General features: G+C 59.5%; 26 protein-coding genes. 2 read left to right on the top strand and 24 right to left on the bottom strand.

From position 1 onward, the window contains the following. The 21 genes from GOX01_RS06745 to GOX01_RS06850 all read right to left on the bottom strand — a co-directional run bounded on the left by GOX01_RS06745 (position 1) and on the right by GOX01_RS06850 (position 18265). The gene (locus GOX01_RS06745) at positions 1-573 is read right to left on the bottom strand and encodes a hypothetical protein (protein WP_194253180.1); all 573 of its coding nucleotides are present in this window, start codon (positions 571-573) and stop codon (positions 1-3) included. Positions 574-577: 4 nt separating this feature from the next. Further along, positions 578-1816 carry a hypothetical protein gene (locus GOX01_RS06750; RefSeq protein WP_011252780.1) on the bottom strand — a complete coding sequence of 413 codons (1239 nt, stop codon included), beginning with the start codon at positions 1814-1816 and terminating at the stop codon, positions 578-580. Between the two features lie 42 nt (positions 1817-1858). After that, positions 1859-2896, bottom strand: coding sequence for a baseplate J/gp47 family protein (locus GOX01_RS06755; protein ID WP_231139136.1), 1038 nt, complete (start codon positions 2894-2896; stop codon positions 1859-1861). A 146-nt stretch (positions 2897-3042) separates the two neighbouring features. Then, positions 3043-3402, bottom strand: coding sequence for a tail protein (locus tag GOX01_RS06760; RefSeq protein WP_011252778.1), 360 nt, complete (start codon positions 3400-3402; stop codon positions 3043-3045). Then, positions 3399-4022 carry a baseplate assembly protein gene (locus GOX01_RS06765; protein ID WP_011252777.1) on the bottom strand — a complete coding sequence of 208 codons (624 nt, stop codon included), beginning with the start codon at positions 4020-4022 and terminating at the stop codon, positions 3399-3401. The genes GOX01_RS06760 and GOX01_RS06765 overlap by 4 nt, the downstream gene beginning before the upstream one ends. Continuing rightward, positions 4019-5080: a hypothetical protein gene (locus GOX01_RS06770; RefSeq protein WP_011252776.1), complete on the bottom strand. Its 1062-nt coding sequence runs from the start codon at positions 5078-5080 to the stop codon at positions 4019-4021. The genes GOX01_RS06765 and GOX01_RS06770 overlap by 4 nt, the downstream gene beginning before the upstream one ends. Further along, a complete protein-coding gene (locus GOX01_RS06775; protein ID WP_024717029.1) occupies positions 5077-5289 on the bottom strand; it encodes a hypothetical protein in 213 nt (70 codons plus the stop codon). The genes GOX01_RS06770 and GOX01_RS06775 overlap by 4 nt, the downstream gene beginning before the upstream one ends. A gap of 4 nt (positions 5290-5293) precedes the next feature. Then, positions 5294-6208, bottom strand: a complete 915-nt coding sequence (locus GOX01_RS06780) for a hypothetical protein (protein ID WP_011252775.1) — start codon at positions 6206-6208, stop codon at positions 5294-5296. A gap of 1042 nt (positions 6209-7250) precedes the next feature. Next, entirely contained in the window at positions 7251-7568 is a 318-nt protein-coding gene (locus tag GOX01_RS06785) for a hypothetical protein (protein ID WP_011252773.1), read from the bottom strand. Next, positions 7565-7990: a hypothetical protein gene (locus GOX01_RS06790; RefSeq protein ID WP_011252772.1), complete on the bottom strand. Its 426-nt coding sequence runs from the start codon at positions 7988-7990 to the stop codon at positions 7565-7567. Before GOX01_RS06790 ends, GOX01_RS06785 begins: the two co-directional genes overlap by 4 nt. Continuing rightward, positions 7991-9478 (bottom strand): phage tail sheath protein, encoded by a 1488-nt coding sequence (locus GOX01_RS06795; RefSeq protein ID WP_011252771.1) that lies wholly within the window; start codon positions 9476-9478, stop codon positions 7991-7993. Positions 9479-9573: 95 nt separating this feature from the next. Further along, on the bottom strand, positions 9574-10557 hold the full coding sequence (locus GOX01_RS06800; RefSeq protein WP_062269712.1) for a hypothetical protein: 984 nt from the start codon (positions 10555-10557) through the stop codon (positions 9574-9576). A gap of 12 nt (positions 10558-10569) precedes the next feature. Then, positions 10570-11169 (bottom strand): hypothetical protein, encoded by a 600-nt coding sequence (locus tag GOX01_RS06805; RefSeq protein ID WP_011252769.1) that lies wholly within the window; start codon positions 11167-11169, stop codon positions 10570-10572. Positions 11170-11179: 10 nt separating this feature from the next. Further along, positions 11180-11581, bottom strand: a complete 402-nt coding sequence (locus GOX01_RS06810; RefSeq protein ID WP_011252768.1) for a hypothetical protein — start codon at positions 11579-11581, stop codon at positions 11180-11182. Positions 11582-11635: 54 nt separating this feature from the next. Next, entirely contained in the window at positions 11636-13015 is a 1380-nt protein-coding gene (locus tag GOX01_RS06815) for a hypothetical protein (RefSeq protein ID WP_062269714.1), read from the bottom strand. A 71-nt stretch (positions 13016-13086) separates the two neighbouring features. Next, positions 13087-13584 (bottom strand): phage scaffolding protein, encoded by a 498-nt coding sequence (locus GOX01_RS06820; RefSeq protein WP_228119251.1) that lies wholly within the window; start codon positions 13582-13584, stop codon positions 13087-13089. Positions 13585-13598: 14 nt separating this feature from the next. Continuing rightward, complete coding sequence (locus GOX01_RS06825; protein ID WP_011252765.1) at positions 13599-15017, bottom strand: phage portal protein; 1419 nt, start codon at positions 15015-15017, stop codon at positions 13599-13601. Between the two features lie 46 nt (positions 15018-15063). Beyond that, positions 15064-16377, bottom strand: coding sequence for a phage terminase large subunit (locus tag GOX01_RS06830; protein ID WP_011252764.1), 1314 nt, complete (start codon positions 16375-16377; stop codon positions 15064-15066). Next, positions 16361-16813, bottom strand: coding sequence for a hypothetical protein (locus tag GOX01_RS06835; protein ID WP_024717027.1), 453 nt, complete (start codon positions 16811-16813; stop codon positions 16361-16363). The genes GOX01_RS06830 and GOX01_RS06835 overlap by 17 nt, the downstream gene beginning before the upstream one ends. Before the next feature lie 607 nt (positions 16814-17420). Beyond that, on the bottom strand, positions 17421-17960 hold the full coding sequence (locus tag GOX01_RS06845) for a hypothetical protein (RefSeq protein WP_011252761.1): 540 nt from the start codon (positions 17958-17960) through the stop codon (positions 17421-17423). Continuing rightward, positions 17960-18265 carry a hypothetical protein gene (locus GOX01_RS06850; RefSeq protein ID WP_062269716.1) on the bottom strand — a complete coding sequence of 102 codons (306 nt, stop codon included), beginning with the start codon at positions 18263-18265 and terminating at the stop codon, positions 17960-17962. The genes GOX01_RS06845 and GOX01_RS06850 overlap by 1 nt, the downstream gene beginning before the upstream one ends. 196 nt (positions 18266-18461) lie before the next feature. On the opposite strand from GOX01_RS06850, the gene GOX01_RS06855 reads away from it, so the two are divergent. Next, a complete protein-coding gene (locus GOX01_RS06855; RefSeq protein ID WP_011252760.1) occupies positions 18462-18770 on the top strand; it encodes a helix-turn-helix domain-containing protein in 309 nt (102 codons plus the stop codon). Between the two features lie 562 nt (positions 18771-19332). Here GOX01_RS06855 and GOX01_RS06860 read toward each other — a convergent pair. From GOX01_RS06860 to accD, 3 genes are read right to left on the bottom strand one after another with little or no spacing between them, the layout of a single operon-like run. Next, complete coding sequence (locus tag GOX01_RS06860; protein ID WP_011252759.1) at positions 19333-20847, bottom strand: replicative DNA helicase; 1515 nt, start codon at positions 20845-20847, stop codon at positions 19333-19335. A 45-nt stretch (positions 20848-20892) separates the two neighbouring features. Beyond that, complete coding sequence (locus GOX01_RS06865) at positions 20893-22215, bottom strand: bifunctional folylpolyglutamate synthase/dihydrofolate synthase (protein ID WP_024717023.1); 1323 nt, start codon at positions 22213-22215, stop codon at positions 20893-20895. Beyond that, on the bottom strand, positions 22215-23084 hold the full coding sequence (gene accD / locus GOX01_RS06870; protein ID WP_011252757.1) for an acetyl-CoA carboxylase, carboxyltransferase subunit beta: 870 nt from the start codon (positions 23082-23084) through the stop codon (positions 22215-22217). The genes GOX01_RS06865 and accD overlap by 1 nt, the downstream gene beginning before the upstream one ends. 272 nt (positions 23085-23356) lie before the next feature. Here accD and GOX01_RS06875 point away from each other — a divergent pair, with 272 nt between their 5' ends. Continuing rightward, the gene (locus GOX01_RS06875; RefSeq protein ID WP_011252756.1) at positions 23357-23923 is read left to right on the top strand and encodes an HdeD family acid-resistance protein; all 567 of its coding nucleotides are present in this window, start codon (positions 23357-23359) and stop codon (positions 23921-23923) included. The last annotated feature ends 37 nt before the right edge of the window (positions 23924-23960 follow it).

The raw sequence follows: 23960 nt of genomic DNA on the forward strand, positions 1-23960 counted from the left end.
TCAACCCTGCAGGCTGCCGTAACGCAGGGCCGCTGCACCATAACCGTACCCCCCGCCCATGGCAGGCGACGTTGCGCAGCCAAGGGCATGGCAGTCAGAAGCATTCAGGGTTTCAATGATGACCGGCTGCACACCGGTCGCCGCAACAATCGCATTCGTCACAGCCTGACGTGTGTTGCGTTCGGCAAACAGCGAAGCACTGATGCGCTTGCGATAGACGGCATCCGTTTCGGAAGCCTGACGGACCAGACTGCTTTCACCGAAATAATCGTCCGCAGCCATGTCCAGAAACGCGCCGCTCATCGTCGCAAGACGCATCTGGGGGGAACACTCCAGCATCAGTTGCCAGATGCCAGCCAGGACAGTGCCAAACCCGCGCAGAAGAGCCGCCAGTACTGGTGCGGCCTCCTCATCCAGCCCCTGAGGTTCTGAAGGAAACCATCCCTTGGGCAAAAGCCGCCGGAGCCGGCCTGCGAAATCATCTATCGAACCGGGAGCCGGTCTCGTATCGAAAAGGATGCTTCCATCCGATGCCCGGAGAATATCCCGGCCTTCGTCATAAAGAATACCCATCCGGTCATCCCCCAGCCTGGCTGGGGCTCATCAGCGGAATACGATAATCGGTACCATTGACGTTGATATGGAGAAAACCGCCATCTGCTACAGTCGGCATCGTACCTCCGGCTCCAGTGACCGGTGACGTGATCTGAAGTTCTCCCCCGCTTGCGGGAAAAAGTCCCAGATTTCCGGAGCCTCCCGTCCCTTCCTGCACATACAGACCCGCTGCCTGCGTCCCGGCTCCCGCCTGAACCTGAAGCGCATTGGTCGGGCTGGCCATGCCGGCAATCGAGAAGAGTGTTTCCCCCTCGATATTGCCAAACAGGATCCCGTCATTGGTAAATTCCTGCCGCGTGCCGCTGGTGCGTTCCGTCACCGTGGAACGGACAAATGCTCCCACATTGGCACCTGCCACCCCGGAAACGGTCTCGGGCGTATGCCACTCGACAGCATGATTCCGCGCCAGCGAAACAGCCGATGCATATCCGGAATCCTTTCCATCCGTTCCCGTCAGGGACTGGGCCCCAAAAACGATACCCGTCTGCCAGGAGTTCGGATTGGAAACGAATACTATTCCTGCCGCAGCATCAGACGTCCCCGACGTCTGCCCGCCACCCGCGCCAAGCTGAATTCCATACACGCCACCACCAACATTCGGCGCATAAGGGGTGGATTGCCCCACCGCAAGGCCACCGAAATTGACGGCCTCAAGTTCCATCCCGAATGTCGGCTGGTAATCCACCCCTGCCATCCGCCACGCTTCACCATAATAGGCGTAGGCGGTCGTGGTGGTAGGATTGGATGTGTCATCCGAAATTCCCCAGGACGCCACCCCGATGGAGCTTGGCTGAAACCCGAGAACCGACGAGCCGCTCACCGCATCGGACGTCCGCGACGCCGCGACGAACGCACTGTTGCCGAACTGCGCAACCGACGCGCACTGGGCATCCTGCAAGGCCCAGGGACCAATGGACGTCGCCGCCATGGTCTCCGACAGCCAGTCATTTTCCGAAGAACTGGCCCGGTCACTCAGAGCGGGATTTTCCGCCGCAACACCCACCAAAAGCCGGTCCGCAAAACGTTTTACCTGCGCACCCTTGTCGGCATAGAACTGACCACTGGCCGAAACGGTGACAGGAGCCTCAGTTACCTGCGCCACAGTCGCCGTCACTGTCCGTGTTCCGCTGGCATCCGCCAGAACAAGGACCTCTTCTCCCGTCAGGGATTCGAGTTTCGGATATGTATTAAATACCGCCATGAAAATTCCTCATCCCTGCCGATGGATCCAGATTCCGGATCCTCAGCCCTGGGTGACATTGATCTGAATGCTTCCAACCACGAGCGCCTGATTGCCGTTGGCAGGAATATCAGCCTGCCCTCCATTAAGACGGACATTCAGAACCGACGTCACAGAGATCCCCGCGCCCGCATAGGCCAGGTAGGAAAGACGGCTGTACGGATATCCGGCCCCCACAGTCATCGCGACAATATCTTTCGACACGACGGACTGAATGGCGCTTGCCGCCTGCTGAACCGAAACGGAAGAGGGCACCACAACATCCATGGAAACATCCACCGTCAGAACCTGGGGCGCCTGCACCCCAAAACCGACCCCCAGGGCCCGAACAGAATCAATGACCTCATAGACATTCGACAACAGCTGATCCGAAGGCACCCCACTTCCGTCATTGACCACAGCCGTAAAGTATCCGCTCCGCGCAACACCTGCCGCATCAAGACCATCCCGGAGCGAATAACTCAGATCCGTCTGGACATTGGCAATGGCATTCCCCACTGCGGCCCGACTGGCAGACGCCTTTGCCGCCAGCCAGAGCGGAAAACGCGCCCTCAGCTGACTATCCGTCTCCTGGTCGGAGCCATTCAGGAAAGGCGCCGTATTCGTCACGGTATCCAGCCCCGAGACCGCCGTGCCCATCAGGCAGATCGCACCGACCGAGACATTTCCGACCGCCCCCGCTACCTGGCATGAAACAGGCACAGACAGCGTCGTCGCACCTGCCTCACGAACATATCCGCCAGCAGACGCGGACCATGTCGGCAAGGACTGATCCTGCGTCACGACAAAGGATATTCCTCCCACAGTGCGCACAATCACTCCCGGCGGAACAACAGCCGACTGCTCGCTGGCCATAAAGGACGTAAACGTCACAAGCCCTGTCGCCGGCGTTCCCGGCAGACGGGTCATGCCAAAATCATTGACGAAACTGTCACAGTCCGCCCCCGTCGACGTCGCAAGACGGGTCCGCAACAGCGACTGCAATACCAGATACTGCAACCACAATCCCACCCCGCCGACACCTTCCATAAGCGCCCTCACAGGCGATCCGATGGAAACGTCCAGCAATTGGGAACATGAGGCCTGCGCCGTTGTCACTGCAGCCGAAACAGTCGTGGAAAAGGAACGTAAGGAGAGAGACATCGCATCCTCTTGGAGCGGTTCAATACTGTGCCGCTCTCATCATTTCAGTAGGAAAAAGACAGGCTCTGCTGCTGACCGGATGCTGCATCGACATAGGACACGTCGCATCTGCAGACACCGCCGCCCTCATCCGTCACAGTCACTGTCACGGCCTGCGATGAATCCACCCCGGCATCTGCCTGAACCTGCGCCCGGATGACAGATTCCATCGCTTCCGGTGCAATGACCTGACCGACCATGAGTGGCAGCCCCACCCCGTAATCCAGCTGCCAGATATAATCCCCGGGAACAGTCAGCAAACGCCTCAACAGACTCTGTCTCGTCAGCTCCGTGCCAGAGACCGTCTGAAGCGTGCCGGAGTTCAGAACCAGATCGTTCCCGAAAACATGTGAAAGAGCGATCATCCAAGCGGTCCTTCCGTCTTCTGACTTCCCAGCAGATGGACATGCTCATTCAGCGAATGCTGATCCGTACGCACATCCCCCCCCGAAACCGTCAACCCGGCGGATGTCAGGGTCATGCTTGTCCCACCAACAGAAAAACTGATTTCCCCATCCTTCAGAACAATCCGTGCATTTCCCGCACCCACCGCCACACCAGCAGACCCGACATGCAGCCAGCCCGCTCCCGAAGACGTCGTCCCGGAAGCGCCTGACGAGGAAAGTGGCGGACGACCACACCCCCCTTTGACAAGCAGTTCACCAGGCTGAGCAACGGCTCCGGTCAGAGGAGACACAGGCGCCATCACCACCGTGTCAAACACACATCCCGTCACGACAAGATGCTCTCCGTCCCCCTCAACAGGCTGAAGAACAACATGCGTGCCTGGAGAAGACGGACACGCAATCCGCAGATCTCCCGCATGCACCCCGCCAGCATCTGGAATCCAGCCCGTTTCCACGTTTTCAGGCTGGATCCGGACCTTTACGGCATGATTGACAGGATCAACGGCTGAGACGATTCCAAACATCGTATGCGCCGTCCTGCCCTGAAGGGCAGCGGCATCAAAACGGGCATCACTCATGTCCCACCTCCGCGGTCCCTCAGAACAACCTGCTGCACAAATCCCCGCTCCACGGAAAACCGGGAGATCACCTGATCAATCCCCAGGGTCTTTTCCCCATTTCCCGTTACGACAGTCATGTATTTTCTTGGCGCAATACCCGGCACACCCGGGATCCTGATCCGCACAGACAACGCATGCGCCGCAATACGTGCATGCTTGCCACGCGCCAGCCTTTGCAACTCGTCCAGCCGCCGTCCGGGAACACGAAAGGTATGGATACTGGCATTTCCAGACGGGGCGTCCTGAGAGAATGAAACGCCATCATAATAAATCTGCGTCGTACTTCTCTGACGTGAATCCCACGATGCCATGTGCACAACCACACCCGACAGAAGCTGCAGATCCCGCGCAATACTGGTTTCAAGAACCGCGTTCCGCATGTCTGTCACCTGCACACCCGTATCGGAAGATGAGCCCAGTGGCTGGCAAACAAGAGATGTTCCACTGGCGTAAAGGTCGCAAAAAGAGTCGCGGGCAATCGTGAATGCAAGATCCGCCGCCGTCTGAAAACGATGCTGCCCCATGAGAGCACCGCGCTTATGCTCGATCTGCCAGAACTGACCCGCCATGAGCGTAGCCTGATCAGAGGGTAGCGCAATCGCCGCATTCAGGCCTGCGGCCTGCGCCATGATTCCCAGCAATTCCTGCTGGGTATGGTTGAGCCACGCATCCTGAATCCGCAGATCCATCAGAGCCGCCAGCGCATCCCGGCATTCCATTTCCAGAACGGCATGCTCGGCCGCATATTCAATATGGTCGATCCGGCCCTCAAACAGCGTAGTCCACGAAGACGAAACGCTCTGCGTATCCCGCATCTGGAGGATCACCCATTTCCGGGCGGGGTGCTCCGTTTCAAACCACAAAGCCTGCTGCGCCTGATCCCTGACGGCAAAACGCAGCGATGCGACATCACAGGCTTCGTACCGGTTCGCATCAATTTCGAACTGCAGAAGCGCCAGAACCGGATCAACCTGCCCATCAAAAAGAACCTGGACTTCCAGGTTTCTGACGCTCATTCCAACACCCCGTCAGGCAAACCCGATACCAGATCACTCTCGACTGCCGGCACCTTGAGCACGACAGTTTCGGAAATCCATCCCAGATCCGGATCCGTCATCCCGTTGACCTGCGCAATCCTCCACCATTGAGAAGCATTTCCAAGCTCACGCGCGGCCACATGAAACAGCGAAATATCCGCAGCACTGACAATAATATCCTGCATCATGTCCTCATGCGAAAACGGACGGCAAAGACGTCGATTGCCCCTGCGCCACAGCAATATTCGCCGCAGAGCGATTCACCAGACTGCCCGCATCGGCCGCAGCGCTCAGAAGCGCCGCGTTCTGTCCCAAAGCGTTCAATGAAACACTGTTGACCGGCTGAATGGCTTCAACATTCTGTCCGGCTCCGGTCAGAATGGACTGCAACCCACTTCCCGCATTTTCCAGCCCCCCGGCAACAGAGGTCAGCGCGGAAGGCACCGTAGCGAGATTCATACCACTCTGCGCCACGCCGTTGACCGTCCCCAGAGCATCCGTCACCTTCGAGGCAAAACCCCCGGCACCAACAAACGTCGCCAGCGGCATGACCTGCCCGACAACCGAAGACACCTGCCCCACCGCCGTAAAAACACCTTCGGAAACATCCGAAACCACGCTGGAAAAACTGTCGAGAGCACTCCCGACATCGTCTCCCAGCACTCCGGACAGGGTACCGGAAGCCTGTACAGCCGTCGTTTCCTGTGGTCGCTCAAGAACCAGCGTATAAGAACAGACAGCGCCTTTTGCCTGGTAAACGTAATGAAACTGGGCAATCCAGACCTGGACGGAAAGCCCCGCAGCCGAAAAAGCAACCTGCTGCCCGGCCATCCGCATGCGTTCAACCGCCTGAGCCCGCATCTGCGCATCCGGACCAAGAAAGCGCCCTTTCAGCTCCAGACGCCCCGGATCGTTGCCCAGCGCATCAACAACACGCCCGCCCCCCGGAAGACGATGCACAACCAGCATCTGCCGACCGCCAACCTGCAGCGTATCGGGAACTTCAATTCCCGTCAGAACCAGATTTCCCAGTATGACAGGAGATGACGATCCCAGCCGTCCTACGGCACCAATGGCATTTTCGATGTCGGAAAGACCAATACCCATCGGGGAACACTTCCTCTGTCAGAAAAATCCGATACTTCGGCCTGGATACTGAGGCTGCATGATTTCATCCACGCCCCCGCCAGAACGTCGCGCCGCCAGACGGGACCTGCGATTGCCGAACGAGAAATCATCACGCCTCATCTCGTGATCCGCATCACCACTCACAGTGTTCCTGTCGTGATAATTCCGGAGCACCGGAGAGGCTGGAAGCGTGTCATGTCCCCGTCCAGCTCCTTCAGATGATGGCGCGTGAACAGTCTGTTTCCGAACTGGCGGAATACAGGCCGAACCTTCATCCGCCCGTATTGTCCGGCGAACGACAGGAGACACCCCTGTCGCACCATGCCTGATGCGTCCGACAGGCAATGCACGCTCGATCATTTCCCCCCGACCGGGGGATATCATCACTCGTTCAACATCAGCAGCAGCCCGTTTCCGCGCCACCACAGTCCGTCCCGACTTTGCATCCAGTCGCCCCCACCGTTTCGGAAAAGCAGTCATCTCATGCACAGCCGCACGTATTCCCGCTTTTTCTGCAACAACGGAAAAAGGCTTCAAAGGAAGACCTGGTCGCAGAATCCGCACCGCCCGCTGTTTTTCCCGAACGGGAAACAACACCGAATGAAGTACTCCACCCCATTTACGAACAGGCGCAATCTCCTGGATGCCCTCTCTTCTTTGAAAGCCGCCACCTCGCATCGTCCTTCCGGAAACCAGAGCCCCCCTGATGCGCGACGGCACGATCCCAGCCTGTTTTTTCAACCGTGGCACCGCCGCAACCGGAAACGACCGCTGCGCCCATGCCAACCCTCTGGAAGAAGCTGCAAAACACGTCCTGACCGAGAGAAGAGACCGCCAGATGTGCTCCCGCATCATATCTCTCCCCGATAACCCATCATATCCCAGTCAAAACAGTGCCCTTCCCGCTCTCCGGTAATGACACACGCGGCCAGACGCCGCGCTCTCGACCATCCTCGCAAAACATCCCACGGCACCCCGTGATCCAGCAGATACAGCATCTCCTGGAACCCGGAGTGCCGGCTCAGTTTTTTGCGACGTCCCGCAGATCCTCATCCGCATCACGCTCGAAAAGCGGCGTCAGCGCAGCAATTCCGGCCTTGCCGACCCGACGGGCCAGCTCGCGGATTTCATCCTTCGTCTGCGGCATCTGAACCGGCACACCATCAATGGCCGTCACCGAACAGATCATCTCCGCATAACCGAGCCATGCGGATGCCGAGGCGCCATTGATCGCACTGCCAGCCGCCTCGATCAGATCCAGCATATCTGCCGGATCAATCTCGCGCAGCGTCAGACGCCGGTTATCGGACAGAACAACTTCCTGCGGAAAATCACTCACGAAATCTTCGTCCTCGTAGAAGCAAAGAACTGAACCGTCTGATGGATCATGTGGTCCGCCTGCCAGGGATCACTCTTCAGCTGCATGGAAACATTGCTGAATTCCCAGGTGCTGGTCGTCCCATCCGGTTCGGTCACGTACTGATAGATCGTCCCACTTCCGACCGTCCCTGCATTCCAGTAAGCGGCCTCGACAGCCGCCACTAGATTGTCCAGCGCCGCATTGGCCCGGGCAATCTGGAACGCTCCCCGCCAGCCATTCGGAACATTGAATTCCAGTGGCACGCCGTTCAGCGGGTTGGCACGCAGAGCCTGCGTTTCCTGGGCCGCACTGAAAGACGTGACATCCCTCAGATCGACGCGCTGCCCATTCCACAGAACGGTAATCCGGCAATCCCGGCCAATGCTGTATGGATTTGCCATTTAGCCGACACTCCCCGATGCAGAGGACACGGTGACAGACGCACCACCCTGCAGATTGACGATGAATTTCTCGTTGATGCCCTGGTACCGGACCGCAACATCCGCCTGCACATAGCCCAGCGCCGTGCGGGACTGCGGGTTATTGCTCGAATCACAGACCACGCTGTAAGGCAGTTCACCATTCTGAACGCCCAGAATCCCCTGCGACAGCAGCGACGACAGAAAACCCAGAAGCGTCGAACGGATATCGCTGAACAGCGTGTCGTTGATCACCTCGCCGACATAAGCGCCCATGCCACCCGCAAGCGAAGACGCAATATAGTTCGTCAGGCGCGTATAATTGTCACCATTCATGGTGCTTTTGCTGGACGAATTATGCCCGCAGCGTACAGCCCAGTACGTTCCACCCGGCGCCGGATTGCAGATCACATCAATCCCAGCCGTAAACAGCACTGACAGTTCAGCCGTGGAATAGGTCGCACTGCTGCCCGTCAGACCCGCCTTCTGGCTCCCCACGATCCCCGACAGAGCCTTGTTCAGACTGGACTGCTCCGGCGAAAGAGCGGCCAGCCTGCCCCCTGCAAATGCCTGTGGGCTGACCAGCATCATGCCGTTGGTATCATCATTCCACCACAGCCAGTCACCGAACATCAGCTTGACCGACGCCGCATCCAGCCCACTCGCCGCCTTGACCGAAATAGCATTCGTCACCGTATCGGAAGCCGGCCCGACAGCGATCATATAGACCCCTTCGGACGTCCCGAAAGCCGCCTGAGCCGTATAGGACGTGCTGTCCGTCACACCATGCAGCAGCGCCACCGCACAGCCCTGCCCGCGCAACGCATACATACCGGTCCGCACCGTGCTGTCCTGCCCGATGAACTGAGCCGTCGTCGGCACACCGCCATCCGTGCCCCCTGCAAGTGTCACACTCGCTGCAGCCACAGCCGGAACCGTCTCCGGAAGCACGACCTTCACCAGCGCATTCAGATCCTGCGCCACAGCCGCCGCAATGGCAGACCAGTCCGCCCCCGCATAGGTCGCCGCCCCCAGATCCGCATGCGTGACCGCAAGCGCATATCCGGAACCCGTAGCCGTCACGGCGACAACGATGCCATTACCCACGCTACCCGTATGGACAGCCTGGATCGTCACGCCATCCAGCGTGCCGGATGCCGCCACATCCGTCCCGTCCGTCACCCGAACGACAACAAAAGACGATGCTTCCTGCATCACAGCGATATTGACCGCCAGCCCCGCATCCGTCGTCTTGTTCTGCTTGGCGCCGAACGCCGCGACATAGTCGCTCATGCCTCCGATCGGCAGCGGCATCCCCACCGGCCCCCAGCCGGCAGTGCCCACAATCCCCAGCTGCGAAGACGATGCTCCCGCCAGGGCCAGCGTCTGCGGCTGGGCGATCTGCACATAAAGATTTGGCACGGTCAGTGCCGTGGTATTCAGCGTTCCCGCCTGATAGACCAGAGACATCCCCGGATCGCTCTCCAAAATGCAGAAAGCGGGCGCTCCCACAGAAGCAACCCGCTTTCCTGATGAAATTTCAGCGCTTTGACTCAGTTTCTGCGTCAGGCAGCAGCGACCACTGTCCCGAACTGATCAACTCCAAGCCCCGGATAGGCCGTGGCGGCAGCCTGCGCCGCAACCACAGCCTGCATGGCGTCCAGAGCCGCCGTTACCGTCTGGTTCGCTCCCCCGGGAGCCAACTCCCCGAAAGACATCGCTGCCCCGTCATCTCCAGAGAGGTTCCCGATGCCGCACAACATTTCGGAAGCCCACTGCACCTGAAGGGTGTCAAAAACCAGCTCATAGAAATAATCCCGCCGATACAACGCTTCGTTCTGCATCGTGTCGACATCTTCCACGCTCTGGAACCGGAGCTGAGCCTCCCGCCCGTCCAGAGTGCTGATCCAGCTCTGCTCCGCCAGCGCCGTATCCAGAACGGACGCCAGTGTCTCCCGCGCCGTCGCATCCGCAGTCCAGATCGAAACCCGATAGAGCTGCGCCTGCCGCCGCGTCACCCGCACGGACTGCCCATACCCACCGGCATGACCGTTCAGAACCCGCCCCGGCACACTGACAGTCGCCCCGCTCGCCACACCATCCGTCAACGCCGCCGCCAGAGCTGCCGCAACCGTCGCTGGCGTATCCTGCGCCGTCACCGCATAAGCCGCAGAAGGAGCCCCCCCACACGGCATATCATCCAGCCAGACCGCCACCACACCCGCAGACGTGGATGTCCCGGAAAAGACGATTTCAACCGCCCCATCCGCAACGACAACCCCGACCGTAGGCTCAACCTTCTGCTGCACGCGCCAGGGCCGTCCCAGAGGTTCAGCCCATTCCGGCATTTTCCGGGGCGCCATGGTGACCGTAACGAAATCGATGTTGTTGCGGATGTTCTGCGCCGCAAAAAGATCGCTCGGCAACAGCCATCCCCGCCGCAGCACCACCTGCCGCCCCGTCACCGAAGATCCTGACAGACCCTGCGGATAAAGGATCTGCACACAGTTATAGGCCAACGCCAGCCCGACCCTGGAGGCATCCGTCATTCTTATCCTCCCTCAGACCTGCTGAAGCGACATGGTACACCGGATCCCGAAGCCGGAAGTTTCCACCGCATTAACCGTATAAGTCGTGCCCAGATCGGTCGTGACCGTCATGTAAGGCGTCAGCACCACCCCAGGCAGAAGCGGAAGATACATCACGGACTGTCCCGGACGCGTTGCTCCCGGAATCCCACTGCCCGAAGACTCCCCTTTCGCCCGCATGATAACGGCCGCCGGACAGTCCGAGACCAGCGTCTCCACCGTTCCCGTAACCCCGCTGACCGTCACGGTCCGGCTGCACACCACACATAAAGGCGGTCGCACAGGCTCCACGGACGCGACAAAATAGGTCCGCCCGTTTGCTACAAGAATATCGGCAACCTGCGTATCATCCCGCCGATCCGTCAGGACATATTCTGTCGGAATCCCCCACCCGATCGGCCGCGCAAACGAAAACCCTGCATCGACGTCAAAAGCCAGCATGGGCTGCGCATGAAGGGTTTCCATCGGCGACAGACCGCCCGAAGGACGATACTGTTCCCCCAAAGCGCCAAGAACGGCCGCCGCCTTCGCATACCCTCTGGAGAGCCTGGCCGCGATCATTGCCTGCTGCACACAGCCCTCCTCAAACCACGATCGCCCGGCCGTCCTGCAACTCCAGCCCGCCAGCCACCCCCAGAAACGCACACAGACGCCTCCGCCACAGCGTAAACAGCATCACCCGGTCCTGGACTTCCCGACCATTGTGATACCAGCCCGCCGCCCGCGCCGTGTCCAGATTGTCCGACGACGCCGTAATCGCGTTTTCCAGCGGATAAAGCTGCGCCAGATAAAGCCGGATCTGCTGAAGCTCCGCCCCGGACAAACAATTCATCCGCCATTCCAGCGCCCCTTCCACCTGAAAGAAACGCCAGGATTCTTGATTACCCTCCCGTGACCCGATCGCGGGATAACCACAGAACCGACGGATATCCATTTTCTCTCCTTCCGAGAGAATATCCGTCGATAAACCAACCGTTCCGGACATGTCATTCTCCCCGCAAGAGAGGCCCCTGCCTTACAGACAGGGGCCGGAAAAACCTCAGAACGTCAGACCAAGCGCATCCGTGCCAAGGCTCTCGATCACGACACCACGCTTGAGATAGCTGTTCGTGGCCGTCGGAATGACCGTCATATCCGCCGTCACGTCGGTCGGCAGTGCAAAACCGCCAATCCAGTACCAGGACTGCGCAATGATCTGGCGCAGACGATCCAGCGGCTCACGTGTCACCATCGCCACGCTGTCCACCATCTCGATCAGCGCACGCTCGGAATCCGGAATATCGGAATGACCCGTGGGCGCGCAGTCACCCTCAATCAGCGCCCCCTGCCCCAGCAGCAGCGCACGATGAATGGAACCGGAACCCAGAGACACCTGCTGCGGCGCTTCCGTCGTCGGGATGAACCGCACACCCAGAAGCTCGATCACCTGACCGGAACGATACTCTTCCGAACCATAAGCACCACGGTACAGATGCTTGAAATCCGGATCGCGGAACAGCGAGAGAAGCTGCAGATCATCCAGATAACAGTGATATGCACCATTGATCATCGGCACGTTGTTACGCCGCAGCGTCGCCACACCGGCCAGAACCTGCTGAATGCCCAGCGTATCCGCCAGACCACTCGAGCTTGCCGTCTGCAGTGCCGCCGTTGTCAGACGACCATTCGGACGGATCACCAGCGGCGCCGTGGACGCCACAACCGCCTGACCTTCCGTCCCATCCGCAACCGACACGGACGCGGAGAACGTCATCTGACCCGAAACACCGCCCGGCGCTGTGGACACATTCGTCGCATCCGCCGTCACGCTGACAAGGGTATAAACATCGCCGCCCACCGTCACGGTCATACCATTGGTCGCGCTGATCGGCGTCACCTGACCATTCACGATCACGGACTGGAAACCACGAATGTCGTCCACCGCGATGGTGTCGCCAGCACTCCCCAGCGTCGCCGTCACACGCGTGTTGCCACCCAGGTAACCGCCCACACCATTCTGCGCACCGCCAAACAGCGTATTGCGCGCCAGACGATCCAGCGACTGCATCGCCTGCACACCATTGGTGTTGGCATTGGCCAGGAACTGCGACGCAATTCCCACGCCACTCGTGACCATGTTCAGGTCGATCGTATCGCCATACTGGTTGATGGAGAGCGTGTACTGCTCGACCGACCAGCCGGACGGGCTCAGACCGTTATCGAAATTCGTATTACCAGTCGGGTTCAGCGGCGTCGTCACCGGAGCCTTGAGGCTCTTGCGGGTTTTTGTCAGCGTCTCACCGATGGCATTCGGGAACACTTCACGATCGGCAACCTGCCGGAAACCCAGTCGGGATTTCAGACCATTCTCGAATTCACGGGCCAGAAAACCCTGCTGAATGGCGGCCTGAAGCTGAACAGGAAAATTATCAATGCTCATGTGTTTTTTCCGTAAATGTGTTTTCTGAACCCGGCCTGCCATCAGACCCGGTCAAATATCGTCCCGGGCCTTCAGCCCTGGGCCAGAAACTGCCATTTGCGCGCTTCATAATCCGCCTCACTGACGGCGCGCGCATTGAACGGTTCGATCCCGCCCGGACGTGGCGCTGCCTGCCCGACGGTGGTTCCGCTCGAATATCCGGGTCGCAGCACCTCGCCGAACAGATAGGCCCGCTCCTGACGGGCCTGCTGCAAAGCCTCGGCCACACCGACCACGGAACCATCCTCACCCCGATTGATCCTTTCCAGATCAATCAGCCGCACGACATCATCAGGATTATGCGCACCATTGCGGATCGCCTCCGCTCGAAGCGCCGCCACAATGACTTCCCGGTCACTGTCTTCCCGCATCCGGGCGAGTGCTTCCTCATGACTGCGCTGAAGCGTCTCCTGCCGCGTCACAACATCCGTCATTTCCTGACGAACCGCCTCAACTTCGCTCCGCGCTTCATTCAGCGCCCGACGCAGAGCCTCCACATCCTCAATGGTGTCATCAGTTCCGGACATCATTCCCCCGTCAACACTCATGCTTGTTCAGAAGCACACCACTGCTCCAGCATTTTCCATTCCGTATTCGGATCAGAATTTCCCGATGCCATCGCAAACATCCGAACCGCCGTCTCGCGGCTCAGAATTCCATTGGAGACCGCCGTCACCAGACCCTGCGTCAGTGACAGAAGCTCCGGATCGGTAGACGGAAACCATGCCGGCCACCGCAAGCTCATGCGGCAGTACGGCAGGTCCTTGACCAGCCTTCCCCCGATCCGCAGCCCGTTTTCCAGAACACAGGAAAACCGGCACGCCATCCGGTAAATCGAGAGCAGTGCTCCCTCGCCATAGGAATGCCGCAGACGATCCACCAGCCAAATCAGCGGCTGGCACATCATCTCCATGGCCTTGCCCGACTGCGCACCACCAACCCGGTCGCCATGCGCCCGGTTGCCATGCAACTGCTCAAGCACCACCAGACGCAGCTCCCGATAATGATCGAGCACCGCCCCTGCCGCATTCCCGTTGATTTCCAGAAGCTTGGCATCACCTTCCGGCGGAAGCGTCAACGCCGAAGCCGCCCCGCCCTGATGTGCCACACCATCGGAAAACCCACCCGTCTTCAGCACAAGCGTCGGATCGGACCCGTATTTGAGCCCGCGCCCAGCCTGAGACAGCAGATAATCCGCCTCGATGACCGTATCGATCGCCCGCTCGAACGTGCATTCACCTTCCGGATCACGCCCGTAAGGCCCACCCAGATTGCGCGTCCACACGATCGGCACAAACCCCAGCCCATGCCGCACAGACCGGCTCTCATCCCGGACCCCACCATCCATCCCCACAAGCCAGGGTACGGAAACCGCACAGTCCAGAGGCGTCCAGACCCGCTGCCACCAGAACTGCGCGCCCAGAAGCTCATCCGCAATCGGATAACCCTGCGCCGCCAGATCCCGCCCCCGGACCAGAAACCGTTCTTCAACCCGAAGCAGTTCCCCCGTCGCATCATCCCAGAACGGCGTCAGATACGCCGTCTCCAGAACCGACAGCTTCGGAACTCCAGCCGAGACCTCGAACAGGATCGCAACCGATCCCACCGATCCCAGCCGCGCCGCTTCCATCAACAGCGACGCCAGCCTGGTCTGCGAAGCGAACGTGCCCAAGGCTTCCGTCACCCGCGCATCATCCGTCACCAGACCCGGCCAGTGCGTATCCCCGAACAGCAGCGAAACCGACTCATCCACCACCGTCCGGCACAGATTTGTCCGCACCGAAGGACGCCGGCTCGACAGCGGGATATATTCCCCCGCCCCCGACTTCTCCATCGAGAACGGATGCGGCAGCGCATCATACTGCGTCCCGTCCAGAACACGCTTGAGCGCCAGCAGCCGCGCCGTCCGCGCGGACGCACCCGCGGGAACAGCGTAACGCTGTTGCAGGGACAACCAGTCCATGTGTTCTCCATTGTTTCAGGCCGCGATCCCGACCCGGACGGTCGGTTCAGCGCGCCAGCGAAAATCCAGACGGACCCCAGCCCGTCATGCCGCCACTTCCGGCAAGCATCAGTTCACTCAGCCCCCAGACCATCGCATCCGCCCGATCCGGAGACCGTGGCCCGCGATACCCGCTGACCGAGAAATGACAGAGCTGATCCTCCAGAGCCGTAAACCGGCCATGATGAACAACCCTGCCAACCTCATAGAACGCTGCAACCGGCTCAGCGCGCGCCGCCTTGCCCCGCGCCGCCGTCACCAGCTTGACCGAGGCATGCGCCCGCACACTCCGGATCGTGCCCTCTACCAGAGCCCCGCCGAAGTTCCGCTCCGCAACAATGCGTTCAGCACCCCATTCATCAAATGCCCGCAGGGCCCTGGCAGCCCAGCCCGCCGGACTATCCCTGGCAGACAGATCTTCCAGAACATGCCCCACACCAGCCGCATCAATGCCGCAGACCACAATCCCGATTTCATCGGATCTGTAATCTTCCGGTCCCGCAGCCCCCGAAGGATCAACAGACACCAGAATACGCCGCATACGGGCCGCCACATCCGCCCGGCTCTGCGCCGTAATCGCCGCCTCACGCTGGAACAGCTCCAGCCGCCACAGCGCGCCTTCAACAACCGATTGATATTCACCATAAAGAAACCGCCGCTTTTCCCGCTCAGGGAGCGCTTCAAGGCTGGCGAGATAATCCTCGCTCAGATTATCCCGGTTAGCCTGCGGATTGAGGATCATCGTCGCATACAGCGACCTGTCCGCTAACGGTTCTCCCGACTTCGGCTCGATCCCGCTTTCGAAAAGCGCATAAAGCCAGTGTCCCATACTCGGCGGATTGGCATCGATATATTCCTTAACCGCCAGACCGGTCTTCTGTGCCAGACGCGTCAGAAGCATGTTCCGCGCGCCATAACTGATCTGGCTGGCCTCGTTCAGATAAACCGTCGCGAATTCCAGACCGAGGATCTTCTCGGTCCGCTGCTCGTCATCCAGCCCCCCGAAAAAGATCGTCGATCCATTCGGGAACGTCACGACACAGTCCTGCCGGTCCAGCTTCCACCCGACCTGCGGAAAACACATCCGCATGACCTTCGGAAACGTGTCCCGCAGAACCGACGCCTTCAGCGCCGTCAGCCGATGGCGAAAAATGCCATGCCGACTGTCCGGTGCCTTCAGCGCCCGGATCACAACGGCCCGAACCAGAACAAAGGTCTTCCCCGACCGCGACCCGCCCCTCAGAAGAATATGCCGCGCCGGCCCACCAAGCAGCCGCACCGCCTCACGCTGCGAATCATTGAGCCTAAAGGGCGTTGTCATCACTGCTGATGCTGATCGAGATCGTCCCCGAACGCCCCTCGGATTCCATACCCGCCCTGAAACGGGACGGACGATGCGCCCGAAGCAGAAACGCCATCAACCCGTCGCTATAGCGTTTGCGAACAATGGGATTTCCCGTATCCGGATCGCAAACAACACGCCCAGCATAGGTAACAGGCTCATCATATCCCTCGATAGCCCTGCGCCGCGCTTCCGCTTCAAGAGCATCCGCAGCCTCTTCCAGAGCCTCCTCCCACCGGGAAGAAAATTCCTTATCCGTATCTTTCCAGAGGTATAACGTACTGCGCCGGACCTCAGCGACACGCCCGGCTTCAGAAATATTTCCACTCACAGACAGATGTTCGAGAAATCTCTTCTTCCGTTCCCAAGACTGTTCCCGTCGCAAAGAACATTTACCAGATACGTCTTCATCCATCTGCTTCAACCTTTTTCCCCAGATCGCCCTGAGAACCAACCATCAGACGGCTCTCAGCGAAGCCTCCCTGCGGCTCATCATCATGCCACCCTCAAGCCAGACCGCCCGAACCGGCTTGTGCCGGGGCCGATCCCTCGGACCCGCCCCTTTTCGCGCCAGGGTTTCCACATTCCGCTGCGTCTGCTCACGTTCGGCACGCAGCGCCACACGGGAAAGGGTTTCCGGCGCGATCCGTCCAATCACCCGGGCGGAAAGAACCGACCGCTGACAGGGAATGGACCTGCACCGGACATCCAGGCGGGAAAGACCTGCATCCACCAGTTCATGCCACTCCAGAACGACATCCGCCCGATGAACCGGCTCGCCTTCATAAACGAGAGGACACCCGACAAATGAACCTGCATTTTTCTGAAGAACAATGAATGTCTGCCTGCCAGACAACACAACGCTACCAGAAGAAATTTCACACTTTTCCATAAATCAGGAAACTTCCAAAATAAAAGCCGGCCTTCTTTCGAAAGGCCGGCTTCATATTTTCATGTCGTAATTCTTCAGTATGTATTTTTTGTATCAAAACTGTGCTCAGATATCAAGCGGTAATTTATCGTTAACCAGATTTTTTCCTGTTTTTCTTTTTGGACAGCGTTTCATAGACATGTGCCAGCTGCTCCAGAAGCAGTGCACACTGAGCCGACACCTTCATCCGCGCACGCCCTTCCGACAGAGCCGGATAGAGATGCCGCGCCATGGCCGAAAACGACATCTCCCGCGCCAGGAGCATCTCGAGACGAACATGCGCACACAGCCCCAGCATGTCACGAATCTGCGTAATCCGCGCAGAACACTGTCCGCGCCCCATCATCCAGGTGTGAATGTCTCCCCGCTCCCTGACACGGCCATCAGAAGGCGGATTTTCCACCACCCCCAGAGAGGCAAAGACATATTCGCGATACCAGCGATCCGCAGCAGCCAGTTCATCATCCCCGATATCGCCGGCGTCATACATGGACTGCACCGCGTTCACGACCCGGAACGTATTTCCAACCTCGCGGATCTCCGAATGGCGGTACCGCTCCCCAGTCGGCCTGACCACACCATCAGACAGTCCCGCAGCAGCAACCGGTATTTCCCGCACCATCTCGAACATCAGTTGATCTCCAGCCCGGCCTCACGGCCAGCCATCGGCTGCAGTCCCGGAAAGACCGGCACCAGATCCGCACCCCACAGCGCATTCCAGCTCACGGGATGACCGGCAGGAAGCGCCTCAGCCGTTTCCCTGTCCGTCACCATCCGGACGCGCGACGAGGACGTTCCGGATGTTTTTTTAGCAGAACGTCCCCGTCCCTTGCGGGCAATGCCCTGCTCAGGTAGCCAGCCATCGGAAGCAAGCATGGCAGCGAGAGCGCTTGCGGAGACCCGACGGGGTACGGAACCTGACTTGACCTGCCTCATCTCAACATCCTTTATCAGTACAGAACTGTTTCCAACTTTGGCAAAATGCCACAGTGTGTGATAAAAAAAACTTCTTCTGGATTTGGCATAAAGCCATTGCTAAAAAGGCCTCATGGCCAAACACAAGCGCCCGGACTCTCTGACTGCACTCCAACGAGCCATCGGAACTCGCATTTCCTGGGCTCGTGAACTCGTCATGCCCAATCAGAGCGAATGCGCCCGCCTGCTGGGCGTTGACGCTTCGACCCTCAACAAGATCGAACGCGGTGACCGCGCGCCCAGCGTCTTCCTCATTGCGGCACTGTCGAACCGCCTGCGCGTCTCGACAGATTTTCTTCTGAAAGGCGTCCTGAACGGTCGTACCGACGAAGAACTGGCCCTGCGGCTGGCTGCCCTGCACCCAGAACTGGTGCTCCAGCGGCAAGACATGGCTCCGAACACGGACAGAAACACATCTTCCGACACACCTGATCCGCCCAAGAGACCAGATGAGGAGATCCATTAGTGACTGTTTCACCGGTTTCCATACGCATTCAGGCGCCCCCCATTCGATACGACACGATAAGCTCGCCTCATCGATGGAATGAACAAATCGGAAACATCGCCGGTCATCAAAGCATCTGAATTCATTGACCGGTTCCCTTCCTTCCCCGTTGATCGCCCCCATGACAACCACCGATTAACGATAAATTAATGGCACTGTGCCATTGGGTCAAGGAACAAATATGGCTTTGAGCCATTAAGACAGGTTTTGGCCGCCGCCAATTTTCCGCATTGCAGCCACAATCCGGCACAACGGACAGGCATCTTCAACCGCATTTCACAGAGAAATCACGCTGAAGAGTTTCATATTACAGCTTTTTTCTGACTGTATATTTTAATGAAATCAGTACTTTTGAAGTACTGATTCAATTATCGAGACATTCCATGTCCGCCCACGCGGACGCTTTTTCGAAAAAAAGTCCCGACAATTTTTTCACGATCCGAACCGCCAGACGGCCCCTTCCCTCAGACAGGATCGTCTGAGGGGTACCGCGTCATTCAAAGTACTCACCCCGTGCGCAGAGCTACTCGTGAATGACGTCCAGATCTCCGAACCGGGTATATTCCCCTTCGAAATACAGCTGGATCATTCCGGTAGGGCCATGCCGCTGCTTCTCAAGAATCAGCTCTGCCTTGTTGTGCACCAGAGCCATCTTGCGCTGCCACTCTTCTGTCGCAGCCTGGAACTTGTCATTGCTGTCGTAGGCACTGTCCTTGGGCTGACGCTGCTGCAGGTAATATTCGTCGCGATAAACGAACATGACCGCATCCGCATCCTGCTCAATCGAACCCGATTCGCGCAGATCCGACAGCATCGGCCGCTTGTCCTCACGCGATTCGACCTGACGTGAGAGCTGGGACAGCGCAATCACGGGCACGGAAAGCTCTTTCGCAATCGCCTTGAGTCCCTGCGTGATCATCGAGATTTCCAGAACACGACTGTCAGGCTTCGTCCCAATGGCCGGCCGCATCAACTGCAGATAATCCACCACCACCAGGCTCAACCCCTGCGTCCGCGCCAGGCGACGGCATCTTGTCCGCATGGCAGACAGGGAAATCGCCGGTGTATCGTCGATATAGAGCGGCAGTCGCTGAAGCTCGCGCGCAACCCGGACAAACCGGTCAAATTCCTTCTGCCCGATATCACCACGACGGATCTTCTCACCCGAAACTTCAGCTTCACCCGAAAGAATACGGGTCGCCAGCTGCTCGGATGACATTTCCAGCGAGAAAATCGCCACCGATCCCTTGGGCTTCTCGCCGCTGTCTTCGGCATCCCGCAGGATCGAGCGCGCCGCCGAGAATGCGATCTTGGTCGCCAGCGCCGTCTTGCCCATCGCAGGACGCCCGGCAAGGATGATCAGATCGGAAGGATGCAAACCACCTGTACGCTTGTCGAAGTCCCGCAGACCCGACGTCAGACCAACCACGTCGCCACTGCGCTGATAGGCCTTGGTTGCAACACTGACCGCTTCCGTCAGCGCCTTGGTAAACGAGACAAATCCGCCTTCCTGGCCCCGCTCCGTCGCCAGCTTGAACAACGCTTCTTCAGACGCCGCAATCTGATCAGAACCATCCAGATCAGGCCGCGCCCCAAAGGCATTGTTGACGACCGTCTCACCAATATCGATCAATTGCCGACGGACCCAGGCGTCATGGATCACCCGCCCATAATCACCCGCATTGACGATACCCACCATCGCCGTCAGCAGCTTGGCCAGATAGGCCGGCCCACCCGCAGCATCCAGAACACCGGTATGCTCGAATTCCGCCCGCATGGTCACGGGATCGGCCAACTGCCCCCGCTCGATGCGCCGGGCAATGGCCTCGTAGATCCGTCCATTGAGCGGATCGGAAAAATGAGCCGGCTCCAGAAAGTCCGAAACCCGCTCATACGCCTTGTTGTTGGTCAGAATAGCGCCCAGAAGCGCCTGCTCGGCCGCCGTGCTGGACGGCGGACTGCGCCTCAGCAGGACACCCAGATCTCCGTCGTTCGAGGAAGCATCAGAGACGGTCGGAGAAGAATGCGATTCGATCATGTTCACGCTGCCCTTCTACCATTCTGCATCGCGACCAGAAACGGATTACCGCGCGACCCAGCCATCCTCCGCCAGAACCACACCCGCCAGATAAAGACTGCCACAGATCAGTACGCGTGCAGGCGCACCCCCTTCAGCCACCAGACGCTCCAGAGCTTCCCTGACAGTCGGACCGGCAATCGCCCGCCCCCCCGAAGCCGCAATGATCTCTTCGACCGGCATCGCCAGATGCTGCCCCGGCTCCGCCACCGCCTGAACCGAAGCCGCCCGCTCAACAATCGGCTTCAAGAACCCTGATGCATCCTTGGTCTGCTTCACACCCGCGATCACATGGACAGGCCGGTCTTTCCAGCCATCCAGCACCGTTCCCAGCACCTGTCCGGCATCCGGATTATGCCCGCCATCCAGATAGAGCTCCCAACCGGCCGGAAGCATCTGCGCCAGCATGCCATCCAGTTTCTGCAACCGCGCAGGCCAGAAAGTCTCGGAAATCCCACGATAGGCCGAAACCGGCAGACCCAGCCCCGAAACCCGCAATGCGGCCACAGCCAGTGCTGCATTCCCGGCCTGATGCTGGCCTTTCAGAGCCGGCATCGGCAGCGACAGCGCACCATCCGCATCCCGATATTCCAGACCATCGGCGTGTTCGGTAAAAACAACATCCTCCCCGATCACCCGAAGCGGCGCATTCAGTTCCGCAGCCCGACGGCGAATGACATCCAGCGCCTCCGGTGCCTGGGAGGCCGAAACAACCGGCACCCCCTCCTTGATGATCCCGGCCTTCTCCCCGGCAATGGCCGCAACCGTACTGCCCAGAAACGCCTCATGATCCAGACTGACCGGCGTAATCACGCAGGCCGCAGGCTTCGGCACGACATTGGTCGCATCCAGCCGCCCGCCAAGTCCAACTTCCAGCACCACCAGATCAGCCGGAACCTGCGAGAACAGCAGGAACCCCGCCGCCGTCAGAACTTCGAAAACCGTAATCGGAGCACCAGCATTGACCTGCTCGACCTTCTCGAGCGCGGCAACCAGAACATCCTCGTCCACAAGCCGCCCCGCCAGCCGGAAGCGCTCGGTCACGCTCACCAGATGCGGGCTGCTCATGACATGAACGCGCAGACCACCCGCCTCGGCAATCGCCCGCAGATTGGCGCAGGTACTGCCCTTGCCGTTCGTCCCGGCCACATGAATGACCGGCGGCAGATGACGCTCGGGATTGCCCAGCTTCGCCAGAAGCGCCTCAAGCCGCCCCAGCGAAAGATCAATCAGCGCCGGATAAAGCTCCTGCAACCGCGCAAGAACGGCACCCGGCCGTCCCTGATATTCGCCGGACAGCCGAACCGGTGCCCCACGCTCCGCAGTCATCAGGCCGCCGCGTCGGAAACGGTTTTCTGGCGCATCATGATGCCCAGAATCCGCCCCAGCAGTTCCGGAAGCTCGGAGCGCTTGGCCACGATATCGACCATGCCGTGCTCACGCAGATACTCCGAACGCTGGAAGCCTTCCGGCAGCTTTTCACGAACGGTATCCTGAATGACGCGCGGCCCCGCGAATGCGATCAGCGCATTGGGCTCGGCGATATGCACATCGCCCAGCATCGCAAAAGACGCCGAAACACCACCCGTCGTCGGGTTTGTAAACACGACAACATAAGGCAGACCTGCTTCCTGAAGCATCTGCACACCGATCGTCGTCCGCGGCATCTGCATCAGGCTGACAACGCCTTCCTGCATCCGCGCCCCGCCCGAAGCCGTATAGACCACCAGGGGTGCCTTCTGCAGAACAGCCAGACGGCAGGCGGCCACGAAAGCCTCGCCCAGCGCAGCACCCATCGTCCCCAGCAGGAACTCGGGGGCCATGACGGCCACAACAGCCTTCTGCCCCTTGATCATGCCGTGAGCAACGACCAGTGCCTCATCGAGATGGGACTTGTGCCGCGCATCCTTCAGGCGGTCCGTATAACGCTTGGAATCCTTGAACCCCAGCGGATCGACCGGCATCTTCGGCAGCTCGATGGTGGTGTATTCCCCCCCATCGAACGTCCAGCCCAGACGTTCCTTCGCCGTCGCCCGCATGTGATGCCCACAATGCGGACAGACCTTCTCGGACCGCTCCAGCTCCTTGGTGAGCATCATCTGCCCGCAGGACTCGCAGTTGGTCCACAGATTGTCCGGCACGTCCCGCTGAAGCAGGCCACGCAGCTTGGGTCGGACGTAGTCGGTCATCCAGCTCATGTCGTCTCGTTACTTTCTGCCCGCCTTCAGGACAAAGGACGGAATGGGGGGTTAAAGCCCGGCGAAGGGCTGCATTCTCTGGCGCGTTTTAACGCCCGGAGGCCAAATATGCCAGCCCAACCATCAGCGGGCCCGTTTTATCTCTCCCGCCTGCATCACAAATCATGCCATCTTCCCCAACACGACCCACCACAGCGGACGTCACGTCCGGGATCCGGCGTCTTCCCCACAAAGGGCCGCCCGACAGACCACGTCCCTGAACGGAGAAGACCATGTCAGACAGTTTCAACACCATCCGCTTCCCCAGCCCACAGGGCCTCAAACCCGGCTGGTTCATCGGTTTCGGAGCTTTCCTGATCATTCTCGGCATCCTGGCCGCCCTGGATGCCATCACCACCACCCTGACCAGCATGGTCATCCTTGGCGTCCTGATGATCATCGGCGGCGTCGCCCAGGTCATGCAGAGCTTCGCCCATCGCGGCCTGCCCGTCCCGAACCAGTGGCTCTCCGGACTGATCGGCGGCCTTTATATCCTCGGCGGCATTCTCCTGATCGAAGAACCCGCCACGGGCTCCATTTTCCTGACCGCCATCCTCGCAGGCTGCCTGATCTTCGCAGGCCTCGCCCGCACCTTCTGGGCCGGCGGCCACCGCAACAACAGAAGCTGGCTTGCCCTCGCCATCAGCGGCCTCGTCACGCTGATCATCGGCATCATGCTCTACATGACGCTGCCCTGGTCCGGCCTGTGGCTGATCGGCATGTTCATCGCCGTGGAACTGCTCATGGCCGGCGTCGCAACCGTCCTCTTCGGGCTGTCCCTGCGTAACGACGGAATCTGAGTATCCCATTCCGGCAGGTACCAGCCTGCCGGAACAT

It is taken from the genome of Gluconobacter oxydans (assembly GCF_006539685.1).
GTDB lineage: Bacteria > Pseudomonadota > Alphaproteobacteria > Acetobacterales > Acetobacteraceae > Gluconobacter > Gluconobacter oxydans.